The 22,096-nt window shown below is 63.4% G+C and carries 21 protein-coding genes; 11 read left to right on the forward strand and 10 right to left on the reverse strand.

Going from position 1 to position 22,096, the window contains the following annotated elements:
- Positions 1-176 precede the first annotated feature (176 nt).
- The 9 genes from lexA to Q1L50_RS09615 all read left to right on the forward strand — a co-directional run bounded on the left by lexA (position 177) and on the right by Q1L50_RS09615 (position 11,262).
- A complete protein-coding gene (gene lexA, locus Q1L50_RS09575; protein WP_300337888.1) occupies positions 177-788 on the forward strand; it encodes a transcriptional repressor LexA in 612 nt (203 codons plus the stop codon).
- 7 nt (positions 789-795) lie between these two features.
- Positions 796-1,515, forward strand: coding sequence for a translesion DNA synthesis-associated protein ImuA (gene imuA, locus Q1L50_RS09580; protein WP_300337890.1), 720 nt, complete (start codon positions 796-798; stop codon positions 1,513-1,515).
- Positions 1,448-2,941 carry a DNA polymerase Y family protein gene (locus Q1L50_RS09585; RefSeq protein WP_300337892.1) on the forward strand — a complete coding sequence of 498 codons (1,494 nt, stop codon included), beginning with the start codon at positions 1,448-1,450 and terminating at the stop codon, positions 2,939-2,941. The genes imuA and Q1L50_RS09585 overlap by 68 nt, the downstream gene beginning before the upstream one ends.
- Positions 2,942-3,024: 83 nt before the next feature.
- Positions 3,025-3,426, forward strand: coding sequence for a hemerythrin family protein (locus tag Q1L50_RS09590; protein ID WP_300337894.1), 402 nt, complete (start codon positions 3,025-3,027; stop codon positions 3,424-3,426).
- 350 nt (positions 3,427-3,776) lie between these two features.
- The gene (gene pgi, locus Q1L50_RS09595) at positions 3,777-5,411 is read left to right on the forward strand and encodes a glucose-6-phosphate isomerase (protein WP_300337896.1); all 1,635 of its coding nucleotides are present in this window, start codon (positions 3,777-3,779) and stop codon (positions 5,409-5,411) included.
- A 61-nt stretch (positions 5,412-5,472) separates the two neighbouring features.
- Positions 5,473-7,110 (forward strand): alpha-D-glucose phosphate-specific phosphoglucomutase, encoded by a 1,638-nt coding sequence (locus tag Q1L50_RS09600; RefSeq protein WP_300337924.1) that lies wholly within the window; start codon positions 5,473-5,475, stop codon positions 7,108-7,110.
- A gap of 62 nt (positions 7,111-7,172) precedes the next feature.
- Entirely contained in the window at positions 7,173-8,438 is a 1,266-nt protein-coding gene (glgC, locus tag Q1L50_RS09605; protein ID WP_300337898.1) for a glucose-1-phosphate adenylyltransferase, read from the forward strand.
- 24 nt (positions 8,439-8,462) lie between these two features.
- Positions 8,463-9,905 (forward strand): glycogen synthase GlgA, encoded by a 1,443-nt coding sequence (gene glgA, locus Q1L50_RS09610; RefSeq protein WP_300337900.1) that lies wholly within the window; start codon positions 8,463-8,465, stop codon positions 9,903-9,905.
- Between the two features lie 109 nt (positions 9,906-10,014).
- Entirely contained in the window at positions 10,015-11,262 is a 1,248-nt protein-coding gene (locus Q1L50_RS09615; RefSeq protein ID WP_300337902.1) for a DUF1015 family protein, read from the forward strand.
- 84 nt (positions 11,263-11,346) lie between these two features.
- On the opposite strand, the gene selD is transcribed toward Q1L50_RS09615, so the two are convergent.
- The 5 genes from selD to hemN all read right to left on the reverse strand — a co-directional run bounded on the left by selD (position 11,347) and on the right by hemN (position 17,501).
- Positions 11,347-12,459, reverse strand: coding sequence for a selenide, water dikinase SelD (gene selD / locus Q1L50_RS09620; protein ID WP_300337903.1), 1,113 nt, complete (start codon positions 12,457-12,459; stop codon positions 11,347-11,349).
- 70 nt (positions 12,460-12,529) lie between these two features.
- Positions 12,530-12,736: a heavy metal-associated domain-containing protein gene (locus Q1L50_RS09625; RefSeq protein WP_300337905.1), complete on the reverse strand. Its 207-nt coding sequence runs from the start codon at positions 12,734-12,736 to the stop codon at positions 12,530-12,532.
- A 60-nt stretch (positions 12,737-12,796) separates the two neighbouring features.
- Entirely contained in the window at positions 12,797-15,286 is a 2,490-nt protein-coding gene (locus tag Q1L50_RS09630) for a heavy metal translocating P-type ATPase (protein ID WP_300337906.1), read from the reverse strand.
- 34 nt (positions 15,287-15,320) lie between these two features.
- Positions 15,321-16,007 carry a sulfite exporter TauE/SafE family protein gene (locus Q1L50_RS09635; RefSeq protein ID WP_300337907.1) on the reverse strand — a complete coding sequence of 229 codons (687 nt, stop codon included), beginning with the start codon at positions 16,005-16,007 and terminating at the stop codon, positions 15,321-15,323.
- 96 nt (positions 16,008-16,103) lie between these two features.
- Positions 16,104-17,501 (reverse strand): oxygen-independent coproporphyrinogen III oxidase, encoded by a 1,398-nt coding sequence (hemN, locus tag Q1L50_RS09640; RefSeq protein WP_300337909.1) that lies wholly within the window; start codon positions 17,499-17,501, stop codon positions 16,104-16,106.
- A 96-nt stretch (positions 17,502-17,597) separates the two neighbouring features.
- On the opposite strand from hemN, the gene fnr reads away from it, so the two are divergent.
- The gene (gene fnr, locus Q1L50_RS09645; RefSeq protein ID WP_300337910.1) at positions 17,598-18,341 is read left to right on the forward strand and encodes a fumarate/nitrate reduction transcriptional regulator Fnr; all 744 of its coding nucleotides are present in this window, start codon (positions 17,598-17,600) and stop codon (positions 18,339-18,341) included.
- A gap of 26 nt (positions 18,342-18,367) precedes the next feature.
- On the opposite strand, the gene Q1L50_RS09650 is transcribed toward fnr, so the two are convergent.
- From Q1L50_RS09650 to Q1L50_RS09665, 4 genes are all read right to left on the reverse strand, one after another.
- Positions 18,368-18,760: a SirB2 family protein gene (locus Q1L50_RS09650; protein ID WP_300337912.1), complete on the reverse strand. Its 393-nt coding sequence runs from the start codon at positions 18,758-18,760 to the stop codon at positions 18,368-18,370.
- A 143-nt stretch (positions 18,761-18,903) separates the two neighbouring features.
- Positions 18,904-20,214 (reverse strand): hypothetical protein, encoded by a 1,311-nt coding sequence (locus tag Q1L50_RS09655; protein ID WP_300337914.1) that lies wholly within the window; start codon positions 20,212-20,214, stop codon positions 18,904-18,906.
- Positions 20,214-20,450 (reverse strand): DUF2249 domain-containing protein, encoded by a 237-nt coding sequence (locus tag Q1L50_RS09660; protein ID WP_300337916.1) that lies wholly within the window; start codon positions 20,448-20,450, stop codon positions 20,214-20,216. The genes Q1L50_RS09655 and Q1L50_RS09660 overlap by 1 nt, the downstream gene beginning before the upstream one ends.
- Positions 20,447-20,911, reverse strand: a complete 465-nt coding sequence (locus Q1L50_RS09665; protein ID WP_366145228.1) for a hemerythrin domain-containing protein — start codon at positions 20,909-20,911, stop codon at positions 20,447-20,449. The genes Q1L50_RS09660 and Q1L50_RS09665 overlap by 4 nt, the downstream gene beginning before the upstream one ends.
- Positions 20,912-21,200: 289 nt before the next feature.
- Between Q1L50_RS09665 and Q1L50_RS09670 the strand changes: the two genes are divergently transcribed.
- Entirely contained in the window at positions 21,201-21,644 is a 444-nt protein-coding gene (locus Q1L50_RS09670; RefSeq protein WP_300337918.1) for a universal stress protein, read from the forward strand.
- On the opposite strand, the gene Q1L50_RS09675 is transcribed toward Q1L50_RS09670, so the two are convergent.
- Positions 21,635-21,841 carry a hypothetical protein gene (locus tag Q1L50_RS09675; RefSeq protein WP_300337920.1) on the reverse strand — a complete coding sequence of 69 codons (207 nt, stop codon included), beginning with the start codon at positions 21,839-21,841 and terminating at the stop codon, positions 21,635-21,637. The two genes, Q1L50_RS09670 and Q1L50_RS09675, sit on opposite strands and share 10 nt — an antisense overlap.
- Positions 21,842-22,096 lie beyond the last annotated feature (255 nt).

Consider the following 22,096-nt stretch of genomic DNA (forward strand, 5'->3'; position numbering starts at 1 on the left):
GGCTTTCGGAGAAGGGAGCATTGATTGTGGTAAGAAAGCGGAGCATCGGTCAAGCCGCTTGATTTCGCCGCTTGAGCGAGCGGGCTTTATCAGCCGCGTGATGCCGCGGTCGTTCTGCTTGCTTTTTTGCCGTTAGCTGTACGAAAATACAGTATCAAGAACAGGAGCCCACGATCATGACCAGAGTTACCGCGCTTACCGCGCGACAGCAGGAAGTACTCGACTTCATTCGTAATACGCTGGAGATCCTGGGTGCGCCGCCGACCCGGGCCGAGATTGCCAATGCCTTCGGATTCGCCTCGCACAATGCCGCCGAGGAGCATCTCAAGGCACTCGCCAGGAAAGGCATCATCGTGCTCGAACCAGGCTCGGCACGCGGCATCCGTCTGGTCGAACAACTGGGTCTGCCGTTGATCGGCAATGTCGCTGCCGGCAGCCCGATTCTTGCGGTGGAAAACGTGCAACGCCGCTATACGGTCGATACCAGCCTGTTCCGACCGCGTGCCGACTTTCTGTTGCGGGTGCGTGGCTTGTCGATGATCAACGCCGGCATCCTGGATGGTGACCTGCTTGCCGTGCACCGCAGCAGCGAAGCGCGCAACGGCCAGATTGTCGTTGCCAGGCTCGACGATGAAGTGACGGTCAAGCGTTTCCAGCAGCAGGACGGCATTGTCCGGCTGATCGCCGAGAACCCCGATTTCGGGCCGATCATCGTCGATTCGGAAGCGCAGACATTGGCTATCGAAGGCATCGCTGTCGGGGTGATCCGCGGTAGCGAGACGATGTGAGTGTGATTTGGCCTCGACCATCTCTTCCTCCCTGACGCTGTCGCAAGTCCTTGACCGTGCCGATGTCTGGCGCGGCGCTACGCTGGCCAGAGCACCGCTACCTGGCGTGCCGACGGGCTTTGCCGAGCTTGACCGTGAGCTGCCCGGCGGCGGCTGGCCGCGCGGTGGTCTGACCGAAATCTTGCCGCTGCGTCGCGGCATTGGCGAACTGAGCTTGCTCCTGCCGGCCCTGGCGCGGCTCTCGAGCGATGAACTCGCCTGGCTCGTTTGCGTTGCGCCACCGCATCCATTGCATGCGCCAGCATTACAGAAGTGCGGTGTCGATTTGTCGCGACTGCTGGTTGCCAGCGCTCCCGGCCGTGATGCCGCCTGGGCCTGTGAGCGCTCACTCGTTGCCGATGGCGTTGGTGCCGTGGTCGCCTGGTTACCCGAAGTGCAGGCAACCTCGCTTCGTCGCCTGCAGCTTGCTGCCGAGAGCAGTCGTACGCTGCTCTTCGTTTTTCGTCCGGCAGCCTGTGCCAGCCAGTCTTCGCCGGCACCGTTGCGGCTGGCGCTCGATGGGGATGGAGAGCAACTCCGCGTTCGTCTCCTCAAACGCCGTGGTGGCGCGCAGCCAGCTCCCTTGCCAATCGCCATTCAACGCCCGGTGCGCCTGAGCCATGCTCTGGCTTGTCCTCTACCTGCCGCGCCTGCCGCTCGAGGCCTTTCCCAGCCTGCCATCGCCTAGCGCCATCGTCGGCCGTGAACGGGTCGTCGTCGCTGACCGTGCGGCGGCGTCGGCCGGCGTGATGCCCGGGCTACGGCTGGCCGAGGCGTGGGCCTTGCTACCCGGCCTGGCCGTGCGCCAGCGCGATGTCGAGCGTGAGCAGGCGGCCTTGGCCCGGCTTGCCTGCTGGGCGGGTGCTTTTACGTCGGAAGTCTGCTGCCTGCCACCACAGACGCTGCTCCTGGAAGTGGCCGGATCGCTGCGACTCTTTGGTGGCGTTGCGGTGCTCTTCGAGCGCATTGTCGCTGGCTGCGCCGAGCAGGGTTTTGCCGCGCAGGCGGCCCTGGCGCCAACGCCACTCGCCGCGCAGTGGCTGGCGTTGGCCGGCGACGATAGACCTTGCCTCGACGCTGCGCAACTGCCGTTGCGCCTCGGCCGCCTGTCGTTGTCCATGCTCGCTTTTTCGCCCCAGAGGCAGGCGCGCCTCGGCAGTTTTGGCGCGCGTTTGCTTGCTGACGTGCTTCGCCTACCGCGCGCGGGCCTGGCGCGCCGACTCGGAGCCGATTTTGCCGCTGATCTGGCGCGCGCACTCGGTGATTTGCCAGACCCGCGGCCGCGCTATGTTTTCCCGGAGCGCTTTGTCGAGCGGCTGGAATTGCCGATGCGGACCGAGAATGCGATGGCCCTCGGTTTTGCCGGGCGTCGCCTGATCGCCATCTTGTGCGGCTGGCTTGCTGCGCGTTCTGCTGGCGTCAACGAATGCCTGTTCGAGTTTATCCACGAGCGCGGCACGAGGCAGCGACCGGCGACTGTCCTGGCGCTCGGTTTTACCACTGCCACGCGCGACGCTGAACGGATCTCGCGAGTGCTCGTCGAGCGCCTGCAGCGGCTCGAACTGCCCGCCGCCGTCGAACTGCTCAGTTTGCGAGCCGAGGCGCTGGAAATGCTTCCAGGGCGGACGGCCAGCCTGTTCGGCGAATGCGCAGAGGGTGCTGCAGGCGCGGCGGGTGATTCGGTAGCGGCGCTGATCGAACGTCTGCAAGCGCGCCTGGGGAACGACAGCGTGCATGCGCTCTCGGCAGTGGCCGAGCACCGTCCGGAGAATGCCTCGCGACGAATCAGCCCCAGGCTGCTGACAGGGAAAAGGTCAGCGGCGAGCTTGCTCGCTGCCGCTGCCATGCCGGATGCCGGATGCGGTCCGCGTCCCTTGTGGCTGCTGGCCAGGCCGCAAGCCTTGCGCGAAGTGGCCGGTCGACCGCAGTGCGCTGGCCCCCTGCGATTGCTTACCGGGCCCGAGCGCATCGAAAGTGGCTGGTGGGATGCTGGCGAGCCCGATGCGCTCGGTGATCTGCGGCGCGACTACTTCGTTGCCATTTCCGCGCGGGCCGAATGGCTATGGGTCTTTCGGTGTCAGGCGGGATGGTTCCTGCATGGCGTGTTTGCCTGAACGCAGCCGATTTAACTGGTGCTTTGCGATTCCGACTTTTATACTGTGCGTGTTGCTACAGCGTCTACCTGCGGAGCCTTGTCATGGAGAGCAACCTCACCGGTTTGTTACCGGAGGCCTTGCTGATCGGCGTACCGGAAATTGACGTTCAGCACGAAGAAATCTTCTGTCGTATCGAGGCACTGAAGGCAAAATCTTTCGGCAGCGGTCCCCCGTCCCTCGACGGATTCGAAAGTCTGCTCGACTATCTGGAGTGGCACTTCGCCAGCGAAGAGCGCCTCGCCCTGCAGCGCGGAGTGGACTTCGCCGACCACGCCCGGGTGCACCAGGAAAATCTGCAGACGTTACGAAAAACGCTGCGCGCAGTGCGTGACGGTTCACGAGATGTGCACTCCTTTCTGCGCTATATCGAATACTGGTTCGAGCGCCATATCACCGAGGAAGACAAGCCATTCGGGGACAGCTTGCGAAGCTGGACCAGCTGACGCCCTTGCCGCCGCCCCCGCCGCCCGATTTCCAGGCTACCAGGCTACCCCTTGTGATCTTGACCCAATGGTGGACCATTCGCTGCGGGTCGTCTGGCGCCCTCGTCGAACGACGTTCCTAAGCCTTGGTCTGCCACCGGCCATGCTCTGGACGTCGCCCGCGGGAATGGCTTCGAGAGTGGCTCTGTAGATGCTCTTCGAAGCGGCCCCGGCGCATTCTTTTTTGCGTTCTGGAGAGCATTCTGGCAAGCTGATAAGCGGAACACATATGTTGTCATATTTCATCGAAAATCCTCCCGCAGGGCCGTTTCCAGATGGCCTGATCACTCATCGACGAGCTCCTACCGACCATGAACATCACCACCTCCGCCGCCTGGAAGGCGATTGAAACACACCGCCAGTCGTTCTCGCCGGCGCATCTCAGACAACTGTTTGCCGGCGATCCCGGTCGCGTGGCTGCCCTCTCACTGAGTTTCGAAGGAATCCTTTACGACTTCTCGAAGCAGCGTCTGGATGCGAGTACGCTGGCGTTGCTGCTGGCGCTGCCCGAGGAGGCCCGACTTGCCGAGTCGACCGCCCGCATGTTCAGCGGCGAGAAGATCAATGTCAGCGAAGACCGCTCGGTGCTGCATGTCGCTTTGCGGCGATCGGCCGCGCCATTCCCGAGTGCTGATTTCGATGTCATGACCGACGTCGTGCCGACGCGTCAGAGAATGGCTGCCTTCGCCGACAGCATTCGTTCCGGGCAGGCGCTCGGTTTCACCGGTCTGCCGATCCGTAACGTGGTAAATATCGGCATTGGCGGCTCCGACCTCGGGCCGAAGATGCTCGGCTGCGCCCTACGTTCGATCTCGCATCCGGCACTCGGCGTGCATTATGTTTCCAATCTCGACGGTGCCCAACTGGCGCCGCTGCTGCAAACCCTTGACCCGCGCACGACGCTGTTTCTGGTCGCCAGCAAGACCTTCACCACGCAGGAGACGATGCTCAACGCGCAGACCGCCCGCGATTGGCTGGTCGCCAATCTCGGCGACGCCGCTGCGGTGGCACGGCATTTTGCTGCGCTGACCGCCAGACCGGAGCGGGCGGTGGAGTTCGGAATCAACGAGGATTCGGTATTTCCACTCTGGGACTGGGTCGGTGGGCGTTTTTCCCTCTGGTCGGCGGTCGGTCTGGCGCTGATGATCGCCATCGGACCGCAGGCTTTTGCCGACCTGCTCGCCGGTGCCGAACGTATGGACGAGCACTTCCGCAACACGCCGTACGAGCGCAACCTGCCGGTGGTGATGGCCCTGATCGGTATCTGGAACACCAACTTCCTCGGTGCGACGAGCAATGCGGTACTGCCTTACAACGAGTCGCTGAAGTATTTCCCGTCGTTCCTGCAGCAGCTCGAAATGGAGAGTAACGGCAAGTCCGTCGGTATCGACGGGCAGCCGCTCGAGCATGCGACGAATCCGGTCGTCTGGGGCGAACTCGGCAACAATGGCCAGCACGCCTTCTTCCAGCTTCTCCATCAGGGCGGGCGGCTGGTGCCTTGCGATTTCATCGCCGCCGTACGTTCGGACTTTCCGCTGCCCGGGCACCAGGAGGCTCTGCTGGCCAACTGCTTTGCGCAGAGTGCGGCCCTGGCATTCGGCAAGACCGAGGACGAGGCACGCCAGGAACTCGCTCGCAGCATGTCGCCGGCGGCGCTGACGGAACTCCTGCCGCACAAGGTGTTTGCCGGCAACCAGCCATCGTCCACGCTGCTGCTTTCGCAACTGGATCCGCAGACCATGGGGGCACTGGTTGCGCTCTACGAACACAAGGTGTTCGTCCAGGGCGTCATCTGGGGACTCAATTCCTTTGACCAATGGGGCGTCGAGCTTGGCAAGGCGGTGGCCAACAGCATCCTGCCGGCGATTTCCGATCCGCGCCTGGCCGCAAAGCTCGATGCGTCGACCCAGGCTCTGCTGGTGTACACCCGCCAGCATCTCGGATGAAACTGTCTTGCTGCCCTGTCGAGCCAGGGCTTTTCAATCTGCAACGAGGCATGAAATGACTATGAAGGTGATCAGCGTTCCCAGCACGCCTTTCCCCGGCCAGAAGCCGGGGACATCCGGGCTGCGGAAGAAGGTGACGGTGTTTCGCCAGGCGCGGTATCTCGAGAATTTCGTCCAGGCAATTTTCGACACCCTCTCCGGCCAGCAGGGAAAGACGCTGGTCCTTGGCGGCGATGGCCGTTACTACAACGACGTGGCCATCCAGACGATCCTGCGGATGGCGGCAGCAGCCGGCTTCGGGCGTGTGCTGGTCGGCCGTGACGGCATTTTGTCGACGCCGGCGGCGAGCGCTGTCATTCGCAAGTGGCAGGCTTTTGGCGGCATCATCCTGTCCGCGAGTCACAACCCCGGCGGCGAGGATGGTGACTTCGGCATCAAGTACAATCTGGCCAATGGGGGGCCGGCCAACGAGGGTTTTACCGAAGCGGTCTATCAGCGCACACGGGAGATCCGTGCCTATCGTACCGTAGAGGCGCCAGACATTGACCTGGGGCGGATCGGCGAGCTGCGTATCGGTGATCTGGTGGTCAGCGTCATCGATCCGGTGGCCGACTACGCCGAACTCCTGGAGTCGCTGTTTGACTTCGAGCGCATCGCCGGCCTGCTGGCGCGGCCGGATTTTCGCATGCGTTTCGACGCCATGCACGCGGTGAACGGTCCCTATGCGCACGAAATCCTGGAACGTCGTCTTGGCGCGCCGGCCGGCACCGTGGTCAATGGTACGCCGCTGCCCGATTTCGGTGGTGGCCACCCCGATCCCAACCCGGTCTATGCCGCGGAACTCGTTGCGGCGCTCGCCGACAGCCGTTCCGGATTGTCGTTTGGCGCGGCGTCGGATGGTGATGGGGATCGCAACATGATCGTCGGTCGCGCTTTCGTCGTCAGCCCGAGCGACAGCCTGGCGGTAATCGCCGCCAATCATGCGCTGATCCCCGGATACGCTGGCGGCCTGGCCGGTGTAGCGCGATCGATGCCGACCAGCTGCGCAGTCGATCGCGTCGCCAGGGAACTCGGCATCCCGTGCTACGAAACGCCGACTGGCTGGAAATACTTCGGCTCGCTGCTCGACGCCGGCAAGGCAACGATCTGTGGCGAGGAGAGCTCTGGTACCGGTTCCAGCCACGTGCGCGAGAAGGATGGTCTGTGGGCGGTCCTCTACTGGCTGAATATCCTGGCGGTGCGCGACACGCCCGCCGACGTGATCGTTCGTCAGCATTGGCAGCACTTTGGCCGTAATGTCTATTCGCGCCACGACTACGAGGGCATCGAAACCGGACCGGCCGATCGCCTGATGGACGGGCTGCGCTCGCGTCTGCCGCAACTGGCCGGCTCGCTGGTCAAGGACATGCGGATTGCGACAGCCGACGATTTCGCCTATACCGACCCGGTGGATGGCTCGCGCTCGGAGCGCCAGGGTATTCGCATTCTGCTCGACGACGGTTCACGGGTGGTCTTCCGACTGTCGGGAACGGGCACCGAAGGGGCCACGCTGCGCGTCTATCTGGAACGCTTCGTAGCCGACCCCGGTTGCCACGAAGTGCCTACGCAAGAGGCGCTGGCGCCGCTCATCGGCCTTGCCGAGAACGTCGCGCAGATTGCGGCGCTGACCGGGAGAAAGGGCCCGGACGTGATCAGCTAGAACCTGGTGACGGCTGCTGGCGTCGTCAGAGGCTTTGAATCGAGCTTTACAGGGATAGGAAAATGGACAGGAAAACATTCCAATTGTCGCGCAAGGCGATTGCCTTGGTGCTTGCTGGCGGGCGCGGCAGCAGACTGCATGAACTGACGGACCGCCGCGCCAAGCCGGCCGTTCATTTCGGAGGCAAGTTCCGGATCATCGATTTTGCCTTGTCGAACTGCGTCAATTCGCAACTCAGGCGCGTTGGCGTGGTGACCCAATACAAGTCGCACAGTCTCTTGCGTCACCTGCAGCGCGGCTGGAGCTTTCTGCACGGCGAGGTCAACGAGTTTGTCGACCTGCTGCCGGCGCAGCAACGAGTCGATGAGGAATCGTGGTATCGCGGCACCGCCGATGCCGTCTATCAGAACATAGACATTCTCGAGACCTATACGCCAGCGCCGGAATACGTCGTGATCCTGGCCGGCGACCACGTCTACAAGATGAATTACGGAGTGATGCTGGTTGACCACGTCGAGAGCGGCGCCGAGTGCACCGTCGCCTGTATCGAGGTGCCGCGCCAGGAGGCAAGCGGCTTCGGGATCGTCGCGGTCGATGAAAGCGGCGTGATCACCGATTTCATCGAGAAGCCTGCCGACCCGCCCGGGATGCCTGGCAAACCGGATATGGCCTTGTGCAGCATGGGCGTCTACGTTTTCAACGCCAAGTATCTGTATGCCGAACTGGCACGCGACATTGCCGACGAGACCTCCAATCATGACTTCGGCAAGGACATCATTCCGCATGCCGTCGCCAAGCGCTGTGCGGTAGCGCACTCGTTCTCGCGTAGCTGCGTGGTGGCGCCCGATGAGCCGGTCAGGGAACACTACTGGCGCGATGCCGGGACCATTGACGCCTACTGGGATGCCAACATCGATCTGACCGCCACGGTGCCGGCCTTGAACCTCTACGACCGCAACTGGCCGGTGTGGACCTACCAGCAGCAACTTCCCCCGGCCAAGTTCGTGCACAACCATCTCGACCGGCGGGGCACGGCCATCGAGTCGACGGTCTCTGGCGGCTGCATCGTCTCCGGCGAGGTCAACCGCTCGCTGCTGTTCTCGAGTTGCCGAATCCACTCGTACGCCCGGGTCAACCTGTCGGTCTTGCTCCCCGACACCGTGGTCGGTTCGCGAGCGCGCCTGAGCCGCTGCGTGGTAGACAGCGACTGCCAGATCCCCCCGGGTATGGTCGTCGGTGAGGATCCCGATGATGATGCCCGCCGCTTCCGATATACCGAGAACGGCGTCACGCTGATTACCCGGAAAATGCTCGAGCGGCTCAGTTAGCGAGGCCTGAGAGGGACTGGCTGCGTGCGCATCCTGCACGTTGCTGCGGAGATCTATCCGCTGGTCAAGACCGGCGGTCTTGCCGATGTCGTCGCCGCCTTGCCCGCAGCGCTTGCCGCACGCGGCCTTGACGTGCGCATCCTGTTGCCCGGCATGCCAGCCATTCTCAATGGGGTACTCGATCTCAAGCGGGTGATCCGCTTCGGCCCGGCCTTTGGCGCGGCGGTCATCACGCTGCGGCTCGGTCGTCTGCCGGACAGTGGTCTGCTGGCCTACGTGATCGACGCGCCGTTCCTTTACCGGCGAGACGGCAATCCTTATCTTGGCCCGGACGGTTGCGACTGGAGCGACAATCACCGGCGCTTCGCTCTCCTTGGCTGGATCGCCGCGCACCTGGCCGCCGGCGAACTCGATCGGCACTGGCAGCCGGACGTCGTGCATGCCCATGATTGGCACGCTGGACTGGCTCCCGCCTATATCGCGCAGAATCCGGCGGGGACCACGGCGACGGTGTTCACCATTCACAACCTCTCTTTCCGTGGTCTGTTCCCGCTTGATCATCACAATGACCTCGGTCTGCAGATTTCCGGCGCGAATCAGAGTGGCGTCGAGTTTCACGGCCAGTTGTCGTTCATGAAGGCTGCTCTGGTGCATGCCAAGCGCGTCAACGCCGTCAGTCCGACCTATGCCCGCGAGATCTGTACCGCGGAGTTTGGCTGGGGACTGGACGGCGTACTCCGCGGTCGAGGCGGTGATCTGTCGGGCATTCTCAATGGTGTCGATTATTCGGTCTGGGACGCCAGCACCAATGCGGCGCTTCCCAGGAACTATAGTGCCGAACGTCTGCGGGGCAAGATGGTCTGCAAGCTCGGGCTGCAAAAGCAGCTCGGCTTTGCGCTGCGCGCCAGGACGCCGCTGTTCGCCATTGTCAGCCGATTGACTTCGCAAAAAGGCATGGATCTGGTTCTCGGCGCCTTGCCGGCGCTGCTGGCCGATGGCGCCCAACTGGTGGTCATCGGCAGTGGCGAGGCGGACATCGAAGCCGCTTTCAGGGCCGCCGCGGCGGCTCATCCGGCTGCTGTTTCGGTGCATCTCGGTTACGACGAGCCGCTGTCGCACCGGATCATGGCCGGCGCCGACGTCCTCCTCGTTCCGTCGCGTTTCGAGCCCTGTGGGCTGACGCAGCTCTACGCCCTGCGCTATGGCACTGTGCCGCTGGTGCGCCGGGTGGGGGGACTGGCGGACACGGTGATCGATGCGACTCCGGAAAACGTCAAGGCGGGCACTGCCAACGGCTTCACCTTTGACGAATCCAGCAGCCGCAGGCTGGCGTCGCGGATTGGCAGGGCTTGCGCGCTTTACCGTGACGCCGCGGCATGGCGGCAGCTCCAGAGGCACGGCATGGCGCAGAATTTTTCCTGGGATGACTCCGCCGCGCGTTATGAGGCGCTGTACCGGAGCATCTGAAGATACACTCTACCGTCATCGGTACGGATCGCGGTCGGCACACGCGATCGGTGCCGCCGAGAGTCCGCTACGGTCGTTTCCAGAAACAACCCACCCACAGGAGAACTTCGTGCTCATTGACTCTGGCCTCCTGCTGCAGCCTTTCAAGGGCCTTCGCCCACGCAGCTCAGACGCGGCAGCAGTTGCTGCACCACCCTATGACGTGCTCTCCAGCGACGAGGCGCGGGCCGCGGCAAGTGGCAAGCCGCTGTCCTTTCTGCATGTCTCCAAGGCCGAAATCGATCTGCCCCCGGATGTCGATTCCTTTGCCCCCGAGGTGTACGCCAGGTCGGCCGAGAACTTTCGACGGATGATCGATTCGGGAGTTCTGTGCCGTGACCAACGCCGGTGCTATTACGCGTATCGCCTGGTGATGGGCGAGCACCTTCAGACCGGACTGGTGGCGGTGGCTTCGGTCGCCGCGTACGACAACAATCGGATTCGCAAGCATGAACTCACCCGCCCGGACAAGGAGGACGACCGCGTACGCCAGATCGAGGCCCTGAACGCCCAGACTGGACCGGTACTGTTGGTGCACGCCGACAACGCGGAAGTCGAGCGCCTGGTGGTTGCGGCCACCGAGAATCCACCGGTCGCCGATCTGACGGCCGACGACGGGATCCGGCATACGCTGTGGACCGTCGACGATGCCGAGCGCATTGCGCGCATCAGTGCGCTGTTCGCAGCGATGCCGTCGCTATACATTGCCGACGGCCATCATCGCTCGGCCGCAGCCTCGCGGGTCGCGGCCGCTCGGCGCGGCCAGGCGGCAGCCATGGAGGGTGCCGAGTTCTTTCTTTCGGTGGTTTTCCCCGCCGCACAGATGCGGATCATGGCCTACAACCGGGTGGTGCGAGATCTGAATGGCCTGAGTGAGGAGGCGTTTCTGGCGGCCGTCGGCGAGCGTTACCGGATCGATCCGCGTTGCGGTCCGGAAAAACCCGACCGTAGCGGTGTCTGTGGCATGTATCTGGGGGGACGCTGGTATCGCCTCGAAGTGCTGTCAGAACTGGTTCCCGAGGCGGATCCGGTGCGCCGCCTGGACGTCTCGGTGCTCGCCGAGCAGATTCTCGGCCCGCTGCTGGCGATTACCGATCTTCGCCGGGACACGCGTATCGAGTTTGTCGGTGGCATGCGCGGATTGGCGGAACTGGAGCGGCGGGTGAACAGTGGCGAGATGGCCGTTGCCTTTGCGCTGTATCCGACGTCGATGTCGGAACTGATGGCGGTGGCCGACAGCGGTCAGGTGATGCCGCCAAAGTCGACATGGTTTGAACCAAAACTGGCAGACGGCCTGGTGTCGCACATCCTCGACTGAGGGTGCCGCCGCTTTCGGGTTAGCCAGCCAATTGGCCGGGCGGGGCGGTGCCTCCCGGATCGTTGTCCTGTTCCCGCCTGCGCTTCACTCCGCCTTGCTGTTGACCACCGAAACCTGCGCCTTGCCGGCGGAAACCTCGCCGATGACGGTGGCGTGATCGAAGCCTTCCTGCAGAAAGATCGACAGGACTTCGGTAACCACTTCCGGGGCACAAGCGAGCAGCAGCCCGCCGCTGGTCTGCGGATCCGACAGCAGCGCACGCTCGAGATCGCCAAAGTGCTTCTTGGGGACCACCACGCGCTCGCCATAGCTTGCCCAGTTGCGCTCGGATGCGCCGGTCATGCAGCCTTCCGCCAGGTAATCGAGGACATTCGGCAAGACCGGCAAGGCGGCGTAGTCGATCGCCGCAGAGACCTTGGACGCCTTGCAGATTTCGACCAGATGACCGAGCAGCCCAAAGCCGGTGACGTCGGTCATGGCGTGCACCCCGGCCAGGCAGGCCAGGGCCCGCCCGGGCGTGTTGAGCTGCGTCGCCGAGGCGATCATCGCCGTGTAGCTGCTCGCCGACAAGAGACCTTTCTTCAATGCAGCGCTATAGACGCCGATCCCCAGACCCTTGCCAAGTATCAGCTTGTCGCCGGGACGCGCGCCGGAGTTGCGCTTGAGATTGTCGGGATGGACCAGACCGATGGCCACCAGGCCATAAATCGGCTCGACCGAATCGATGGTGTGGCCGCCGGCAATCGGAATTCGCGCTCGGGCACAGACCGACTCGCCGCCTTCAAGAATTCGCTTGATGGTATCGAGCGGTAACTGCTTGACCGGCATGCCGACGACGGCCAGTGCCAGCAGCGGCGTGCCACCCATGGCATAGACGTCGGAGAGGGCGTTGGTCGCCGCGATACAGCCGAAATCGAAGGGGTCATCGACAATCGGCATGAAAAAGTCGGTGGTCGCGACCAAGGCCTGATCGTCGTTGAGCTGGTAGACCGCCGCGTCGTCGCTGGTTTCGATGCCGACCAGCAGTTGCTTCGGTACGACTACCGGACTGGTCTTGGCGAGGATCTGTTCGAGCACGCCGGGAGCGATCTTGCATCCGCAACCGCCTCCGTGCGAAAGCTGCGTCAGTCTGAGCGGCTGGTTGGCGGTGGTTTCCGGAGCTGCAGGCTCTTCGGTCTTCGGTTTTTTTCTGGGCATGATGGTCAGGTAAGCGGTATGGGGCGGTCACCACATGTGCGAGGCGGTACGGCGCCGCCGACAAAGCCTTTCAGCTTGCGTCAAAGCCTGCCTGTTCGACCGCCTTGCGCAAGATGGCGACGTTCCCGAGCGTCGGGTCGTAGCTGACGGTGGCTTGTCCGGGCTCCAGCGACACGGCGACCGCTTCGACGCCGCGCAGGGCTTCGAGGACGGCGCGGACGCTCTGCACGCAAGCCTGGCAGCGCATCCCGGTGATACGGATGACGATTGTTTCCATCTGCAGTTTCCCCGTGGGCGTTGCAGGTGCTGCCGAAATTTCGCCGGTAATCTTCCGCGGCTACTCCTGCACGCGCGTCGCCAACCCCTGGCTGCCGCCAGGGCGCCAGCGTTTGAGGAGCAGCGAGTTCGAGACTACCGAGACTGAACTCATCGCCATGGCGGCGCCGGCGATGACCGGATTGAGCATGCCCAACGCCGCCAGCGGTATGCCGAGAACGTTGTAGATAAAGGCGCAGAAGAGATTCTGCCTGATTTTCCTCAGCGTCGCACGCGAAAGCGTGATCGCGTCGGCAATTCCGTGCAGATCGCCGCGCACCAGCGTCACGTCTGCGGCCGATATCGCCGCGTCCGACCCGGCGCCGATGGCGAAGCTGACATCAGCCGCGGCTAGCGCCGGCGCATCGTTGATGCCGTCGCCGACCATGGCCACGACCGCACCACCGTTCTTCAGCGCATTGACCGCCGCTGCCTTCTCGCCGGGGAGTACGCCGGCCCGGAAATCATCGATGCCGGCGTCGTTGGCGACCGCGGCGGCTGTTGCCTGATGGTCGCCGGTCAGCATCACCACCCTAATGCCCATCGCCTTGAGGCGGCCCACGGCAGCACTTGAGGTGGCGCGCAAGGGGTCGGCGATCGCCAGCACTGCCAGGACGACGCCCGCATCGCCGCCCATGGCGTCGCCCGCGTCACGGCCCTCATCATCTTGCCTGTCGTGCTCCCTGCCGACCTCCGCCAGGACCACGACGGTTTTGCCGGCGCGTTGCAACTGCCCGATCAGCTTCTCCGGCAAGGTCAGGCCGGCAAAAGCATCGGCGGCACCAAGCCGAAGCAGGCGCCCGCCGACCCGACCGGTCACTCCCCGACCGGGAATGGCCCGAAACTGCTCGACCACCGGCGGGGCAAGCCCGCTGGCCTGCGCTTTCTGGAGAATCGCCCGCCCCAGTGGATGTTCGGAACCCTGTTCGAGAGCGGCCGCCAGCAGCAGCGCTTCGTCAGCCGACGTTGCCAGGGGCAGGACGTCGGTCAGCAGTGGTTCGCCGCTGGTCAGCGTACCGGTCTTGTCTACGGCCAGCACCGCGATTTTCTCGGCACGTTCCAACGCCTCGGCGTTCTTGACCAGGATCCCCGCAGCGGCACCCCTGCCAGTGGCGACCATGATCGCTGTCGGCGTCGCCAGTCCGAGCGCGCAGGGGCAGGCAATCACCAGTACCGCCACCGCGTTGACCAGCGCTGCGCTGAAGTTGCCGCCGAGCGCCCACCAGCCAAGCAAGGTGCACAAGGCGACGGCGCAGACGACCGGCACGAAGACCGCCGAGATCCGGTCGGCGAGTCGCTGCACCGGCGCTTTCGATCCCTGCGCCTCGGCGACCATCCGGATGATACCGGCCAGCAGGGTTTGCTCGCCGACGCCGCTGGCCCGGCAGCGCAGCATACCCTCGCCGTTGGCGGTCGCCGCGAATACGCGATCACCAGCCTGTTTGGTGAGCGGCATGCTTTCGCCGGTAAGCATCGCTTCATTGACGCTCGACGAGCCATCGATCACTTCGCCATCGACCGGCAGGCTCTCGCCGGGGCGGACGATGAAGACGTCGCCGGGGATCAGCAGGGCGGCGTCGACGTCGATCAACTGGCCGTCGCGCTCGACGCGCGCGGTTTTTGGCTGCAGCCGAACGAGCGTCTCGATGGCGTCGGTGGTCCTGGCCTTGGCCCGCGCCTCGAGCAATTTGCCGAGCAGCACCAACGTAATCACCGCTGCCGACGCCTCGAAGTATACGTGCAGGTCGGTGGCGCCGGAGACCGTGACCACCAGACTGAAGCCGTAGGCCATGGTCGTTCCGAGCGCGACCAGTACGTCCATGTTTGCCCCGCCGCCGCGCAAGGCCTTCCACGCACCCGCGTAAAAACGCGCGCCGATCCAGAACTGCACCGGCGTTGCCAGCACCAGTTGCAGCCAGCGCGGCAGGACGTCGTGCTGATCGTGAGCGCCGGCACCGAACATGGTGAGCATTGGTGCGGCCAGCGGCAGCGTCAGCGCCGCCGCAATCCAGAAGCGGCGCAATTCGGCGCGCTCGGCGGTGACCTTTCCGGCCTTTTCAAGCGCGCGCGACTGATCGTCGGCCAGGCGCCCGACAAAGCCCGCACGTTTGACGGCAGCCAGCAGCAGCACCGGATCGGCGACTCCGGGAAGATAGCGGACGCTCGCCCGCTCGCTGGCCAGATTGACTACCGCTTCGACACCGGGCAGACGATTGAGCAGCTTCTCGAGCCGCGTCGAGCAGGCGGCGCAGCTCATCCCGTCGATGGCCAGTTCGAGCGTCCGCGGCGGCACGCTGAAACCGGCTTTCGCTATCGCCGCGACGACCTGTTGGGAATTGCTTGCGCCATCCGACAGGTCGACCCGCGCGCGCTCGCTGGCCAGGTTGACGGTGGCCGTGACACCCGGCAGGCGGTTGAGGACCTTCTCGATCCGCGCCGCGCAGGCAGCGCAGCTCATGCCGCTGATCGGCAGGTCGAGGTGCTGGCTGGAGTTCGTGGTCTGGTCAGTCATTGTCGCCCAGGGATCGGGAGGTCAAGCAAGCGTATCAGCTGGCGTCGGGCCAGCTCCGGAAAGCCAGTCGGGCCAGGCCGATCAGGCCCCAGACACCGAAGGCGAGAATCAGCAGCCCGGATACGACGCGCAGCGCCGGCCGGTGCGCGTAGGCCTGCAGCCGGGTGGCAAGCAGGCCCGCGAGCAGCAGGTTGGGCAGGGTACCGGCGCCGAACGCCAGCATCAGGCCGGCTCCGTGCCAGGCCGAACCACTGGTCAAGGCAGTGGCCAACGCACTGTAGACCAGCCCGCAGGGCAACCAGCCCCACAGCAGACCGAGGGGAAACGCTTGCCGAACGGTGCGCGCGGGCAAGAAATGGCGGGTCAGCGGTTGCAGATGCCGCCATAGCTTCTGGCCAAAGCGCTCGGTGAACGCCAGAGCCCTGGTCATGCCCATCAGATACAGCCCGAGGGCGACGAGCATCAGGTTGGCGAGCAGGTACAGGACGCTGCGCAGCGGCAGCTGCCCGGACAAGGCGAGGCTGGCTTCACCCAGCGCACCGACCAGGGCTCCCGCCGCGGCATAGCTGGCAATCCGTCCGGCGTTGTAGGCGAGGTGCAGCGAGGCGCGCGCGGGGCCTCCCATCGACAGGGCGCCGACGATTCCACCGCACATCACCACGCAGTGCGTGCCCCCCAGCAGGCCAACCAGCAACAGGGCGAGATAACTCGAATCAGGCATCAATGGACACGCCAACGCCAGGCAGGAGGGCCGATTCTACTCCTTCATCCGAGCTGGTCGCCGGTGCCCTGGTTGCGAGCTTGTTGCGGCCGGGCTTCAGATCACTTTGGAGTAACGGGTGCGTTGTCGGTCGGCGCGCAGATAGCGGTCGAAGACCATCGAAATGGCGCGCACCAGCATCCGTCCCCGCGGCAGGACGGTAATCCATTTGTCATCGATGCGAACGAGGCCGGCGTCCACCATTTCGCGGAGATCGTCTAGTTCGGTGGCGAAGTAGCTTCTGAACTCGATCAGGTGGGCAATTTCGATCGACTCGATCGACAGTTCGAAGTGGCACATCAGCGATTGGATGATCGACCGCCGCAGCAGGTCGTCAGCGTTGAGCTCGATCCCGCGGTAGACCGGCAAAGTGGCGTTGTCGAGCAGATCGTAGTATTCGTCGAGCGTTTTCACGTTCTGACTGTAGGTCGGTCCGACCTTGCTGATCGACGAGATGCCGAAGGCCAGCAAATCACAGTCGGAATGCGTCGAATAGCCCTGGAAGTTGCGATGCAGGCGCCCCTGTCGCTGTGCCGTCGCCAGTTCGTCGTCGGGCTTGGCAAAATGGTCCATGCCGATATAGACATAGCCGGCCTCGGTCATCTTGCGAATCGCCAGGGAAAGAATCTGCAGTCGCGCATCGGCGCTGGGCATTTCAGCCTCGAGGATCCGCCGCTGTGGCTTGAAGAGGCTTGGCAGGTGCGCGTAGTTGTAGATCGAGACGCGATCCGGGCTGGCGGCAATGACGCGGTCGAGCGTGCGGCTGAAGCCGATCACCGTCTGTTTAGGTAAACCGTAGATCAGGTCGACGCTGATCGACTTGAAACCGCTGGCGCGTGCCGCGTCCATCACCGCGCAGGTTTCTTCCTCGCTCTGGATGCGGTTCACCGCCTGCTGCACGCCCGGGTCGAAGTCCTGCACGCCGACGCTCATGCGGTTGAAGCCGAGTTCTGCGAGCAGTTCGACGGTCGCCCGATCAACCTTGCGGGGATCGACTTCGATCGAGTACTCGCCACCCTCGATCAATCGGAAGTGCCTGCGCGTAGCGTCCATCAACTGGCGCATTTCATCGTGTGAGAGAAATGTCGGCGTCCCGCCGCCCCAGTGCAACTGCGCTACTTCCTGATCGCCACCCTCCAGGTGGCTGCTCTGCAGTGCCAGTTCGCGCGCCAGGTATCTCAGATACTTGGCCGAGCGCCCATGATCCTTGGTGATGATCTTGTTGCACGCACAGTAGTAGCAGATGGTATTGCAGAACGGGATGTGGAAGTACAATGACAGTTGCCGGCTAACGGCGCCGATGTTGCGCTTTCCGAGCCACAACTGGTAGGCGTCCGAACCAAAGGCTTCGACGAAACGATCCGCTGTCGGGTAGGACGTGTAGCGGGGGCCGTTGATGTCGAAGCGGCGAATGATCTGCGGATCAAAGACCAGGTTGCCGGCGACAGAGTTCATGTTTCCACTACAGTATTTGTTGCGTGCATTATCGGACCGCGCTGAAGTAATCGGGTTGACGTGGATCAAACGCAGAGTTTAGTGAAAAGGACGGCCATGTCTAGCAATGATACGTCGGCGAGACTTGCGTTTGAGGTCGTCAAGACCGCCTGTTCGAACTGCAACCTCCGCGAGCTGTGCCTTCCCATCGGCCTCGATCCGGAGGAACTGAAAAGGCTGGACGAGTTGGTTTCGACGCGTAAGCGCCTCAAGCGCGGCGATTACCTGTATCGGTCGGGCCAGGAGTTCGAGTCGATCTACGCGGTCCGCAGCGGCTTTTTCAAGACCGATGTGCTGATCGAGGACGGCCGTGACCAGGTGACCGGTTTCCAGATGACCGGCGAGTTGCTCGGCCTCGACGGGATCAGCAGCGAGGTCCACAGCTGCAATGCCATTGCCCTCGAAGACAGCGAAGTCTGTGCAATTCCCTTTTCCAACCTGGAAGGCTTGTCTCGGCAAATCCACACCTTGCAGCATCACTTTCACAAGGTGATGAGTCGGGAGATTGTTCGCGATCACGGGGTGATGATGTTGCTCGGCACGATGCGCGCCGAGGAACGTCTGGCGGCCTTTTTGCTCAACCTCTCGCAGCGCTTCAAGGCGCGCGGCTATTCGCCGGCGGAATTCAACCTGCGAATGTCGCGTGACGAGATCGGCAGCTATCTCGGTCTCAAGCTGGAGACGGTCAGCCGTGCCTTTTCGCGCTTCCAGGACGAGGGGCTGCTTGCCGTTCATCAAAGAAGAATCAGGATCCTCAATACCGCCGGCTTGAGAAAACTGATGTCGCACCAGCACAACTGACGGCCCGCGGTGATCGCTGCAGCGTTTCACGCGAACCAGGCGAGGAAGCCGAGCGGGTTGCGCGTCGATGCCACCGAAACGATGTAGGCAAATGCCACTAGCGCGGCGACCAGGAACAGCGCACGCTGCTGCTTGCTGCGCCCGCGCTTCAGGGCCATCGCGCCACACCCGATGTAGACCAGCAGAGCGATCAATTTGGCGGTCAGCCAGTCGGCGGCGAACGGGTATTGGGCACTGATCACGGCCATGGCGATGGCGCTGGCCAGCAGGCCCGTATCCACGATATGCGGCAGCACCCGCACCACTTTTCTTTGCAGCCATGGCGATTCCCGGAGCATCCACACCCCGCGCAGGAAGAAGCCGGTGCCGCTGAGAACGACGCAGCCGATATGGAGGTATTTCAACGTCAGGTATGTCATCACGGCCCTGGTGGTCGGCGGTCCAGTTGATCGTTAGTTGAGCAAGGGGGGGCGGGCCACGCTGGCGCACTGTCACCGTACCTGGCGTGCCGGTGCTGCTGCCGCCTACCCGGAAAGCGGCTGCGCCGAACGCACCGTCTGGTTCACCTGCCGATCGCCGCATGGGCCGTCTGCGCTTCGATCTTCAGCCGGTGTCCGCGGTAGAACCGCACTGCGCAGACGATGTTGTACAACAGCCAGCCATTGGCTGCCAGCAGCGCCAGCCCGGCCGGATAGGCGAACCAGGTCGGTCGCACAACGGCCCCGCAGAGTAGCAACAGAGCGAGCAGGTGCGCGTACATCTGTCCGTCAATCTGCTTGCCGGCGATCACCTTGTTCATGTTTGGCGCCAGCACGCGGCCGCGGCCGAGGTTCTGCAGGTGCGACCAGACCAGAAAAGGAACGATCTTGTAGAGCATTCCGATCATCACCGACATGAAGCTGCCAACGAGCGCCAGGACACCGCATAACAGCGGCCACTCCTGCCGTTCGGCGAGCGCCGGAAGACTGCGGGCGGCAAGCCACAATGAGCAGGCAGCGAGTGCGCTGAGCATCGCCACGCACCAGTAGCGCTGCGTCGCATCGAAGCGGGCGCGCTTGCTGCGGCGCTGAAGCTGCAGCGTGAGCGTGGCGAAAACGGCGATGGATAGCACCGTGGCGCCGGCCAGAAGTGCTTCCAATCGTTGCCAGGCAGCCGTGTCGGCGACGCTCCACAAAGACAGCAAGGCCAGCACGACCCAGGAAAAACGGCCGGCGAACCATTGCGGGTAGGGCGGTGTCATCTGGAACATCGGCACCACCACCGAGGCGACGGCGGCGAGCAAAACGACGCTCCAGCCGACAAAGCCCCAACCGAGGTGGATCGACGTCAGTTGCAACAGCGGCACTTCGAATGCTCCGGCGAGGGCGGTGGCCAGCAGCACGCCGAGGCAGACCGTGACGCTCAATCCGATCAAAGCCGCCTTCAGCCCGCGAATGGTCGGATCCGTCGACGACACGCCGTAGAGGGAGTAGCCGGCGGCGGCAACGAAGAGTGCCACGCCGCTGCCGACCAGCGCTGCCGCCAGCCTGAAGGCGAGTGGCTGGTAGCTCAGAAAGGCTGCTGCCAGCAGCAGTGCGCCAAGGGCGATGGCGATGTGAACCAGAGTTGCAACCAGCAGCGGCCGTGGCAGGTTGGCGCCCGCCGCTACCGGGAGGATCTGGAGCATCGCGCCGAGCATCACCTGCAGCATGAAGCCGACCGTGATCAGGTGCGTCAGCGCCAGCGCGGCTGGCGTCCAGCGCGAAGCAAAAAGCTCGGGACCGCTCCACAGCACGAGCAGCGCTGCGAGCATGGCAAACAGGGGCGCGGTCAGAAAGAAACGAAGTGGCGCAGTAAACGGTGGCGCTTGCTCGAAGGACAGCAACGCCTGCATTACGGCGTTTGATGTCGTATCAGGACGGCCACGGTGCCGTCCGGTCGGCGTTCCGTCTGCCAGGCGAAACCGTTTAGTTCCAGGGCTAGGTAGAGCGGGTAAGGCTCGCGCGGGAGGAGCACCAGAAGCTTTTCCGACCGAGCAAGGGTGTCCAGCGCTTCCAGCGTGCGCACCATCGGCTCGGGAGGCTCCAGGTCGCGTGCGTCGAGCACGACATCGGCTTCCTTCTCCATCATGTCGCCGTTCTCTCGGGCTCCCCAAGCTGCTTCCGCAGTTCCGGCAACAGGGTGTCGAGTTGAGCAGCGAGTCGCTGGTCGCACATCGGGTAGAGCACGTTCTCCTCCTTGATGTTGTGCTGCTGCATCATGATCAGCAAGGTCTCGGCGTTGCCGGCGTAATCTTCGGCGGCGCGCTCGGTCAGCGCGCTTTCGGCAGCGCCAAGCAGTTGCCGCATCTGCAGATGCTCGGCGCGCATCACCTGCGTCGGTCCCAGATACATGCCCGTGCATTGTTCAAAGAGCGGAAACAGAATCGACTCTTCGGCCGCAAAGTGCTTCAGAACGGCGTCCCTGAAGCGAGCAAACTCCACTCTGGCGAGCTCCCAGGCGCCCCTTACGACAGCCTGCTCGACCGCGTTCAGAAGGTCGTCGCACGCCCGATGATCATTGGCCATGAAATCCCGGATCTCGTGCATCATTCGCCCATTTCGAATCGATGTCGTCATTGTCAGCTGCGGCGGGACTGGCGGCGTTGATCGACATCAAACAATACTTTATGAATTCGTCGTGCCGGACCGGGGGACTGCCTGGCGACGGGCTGCCTCGCTGGCGCTTGTCGCGATGGCAGCCGCTCCGAGCCAGTGCGAGCGAGCAACGATAATTGCTCGCTGGTGTTGACCGATCCGGCGTTGATCATTTGATTTCAATCAAAAGCGATGCGGCGTTTTGTGCCTATAGTGGTTTCATGCACCCTCTGGAGGAAGAACCATGTTCAAGCACATCCTTGTTCCCGTCGATGGATCCGACCTTTCAAAGGATACGGCGCGTCGGGCGGTTTCCTTCGCCAAAGAGGCAGGCGCTCGCATTACAGCGTTCTTCGCCCGGCCGGAGTATCCGGTGAGCTACTACGGCGAAGGCGCGCTGATCGATCCGACGACGCCCGAGAAGTTCGCCGAACTGGCGGAGCAGCAGGCGCAGCAGGTTCTCGATTTCGTCGTCGAGCTGTGCCAGAGCGCCGGCGTCGAAGTGGACAGGCTGGCTCTGACCAGTGACATTCCCTATCAGGCAATCATTGATGCGGCGACGCAATCGAATTGCGACCTGATCTTCATGGCTTCGCATGGCCGCCGGGGAATCTCGGCCCTGTTGCTCGGAAGCGAAACTCACAAGGTTCTCACCCACTCGAAGATTCCGGTGCTGGTCTATCGCTGATGACCACCTGCGACCGTCAGATCGACCAGGCGATGAGCCTTGTCCGCAGTGGTATGAGCTGGAACGGCGCGTGGGTTTCCACCGAGGCATGAGCCTGAAAGAAGATAGCCGGCGAAAGGAGAAACGGGTTGATCATACGAAAGATGGTGATCAACAGGCGCGAAAAACAGCTTTGCACGATCGAGCAGATCGATCATTTGCCCAGCGCGAGCGGTTCAATCGAGTTCTCGCCGCTGCGCGACGATAGCGAGCACTATGCGCCCATCAGTCGGGTGCTCAGCCGGTGTTTGACATACCAAGAAAACCTCTCTCATAATCAGCCACTTGCTAGAGTGTGTTGACATTCAAGCGACGCCGGAATGCTCAGCGCCCCCCTCGGCCCATCGAACGAGCGCGGAATCGAGGCCAAGGGTGACCGCTATCAATCGATTGCCTACGAACTTTCGCGCAGC

Origin of the sequence: Accumulibacter sp. (assembly GCF_029255145.1) — a bacterium.
GTDB lineage: Bacteria > Pseudomonadota > Gammaproteobacteria > Burkholderiales > Rhodocyclaceae > Accumulibacter.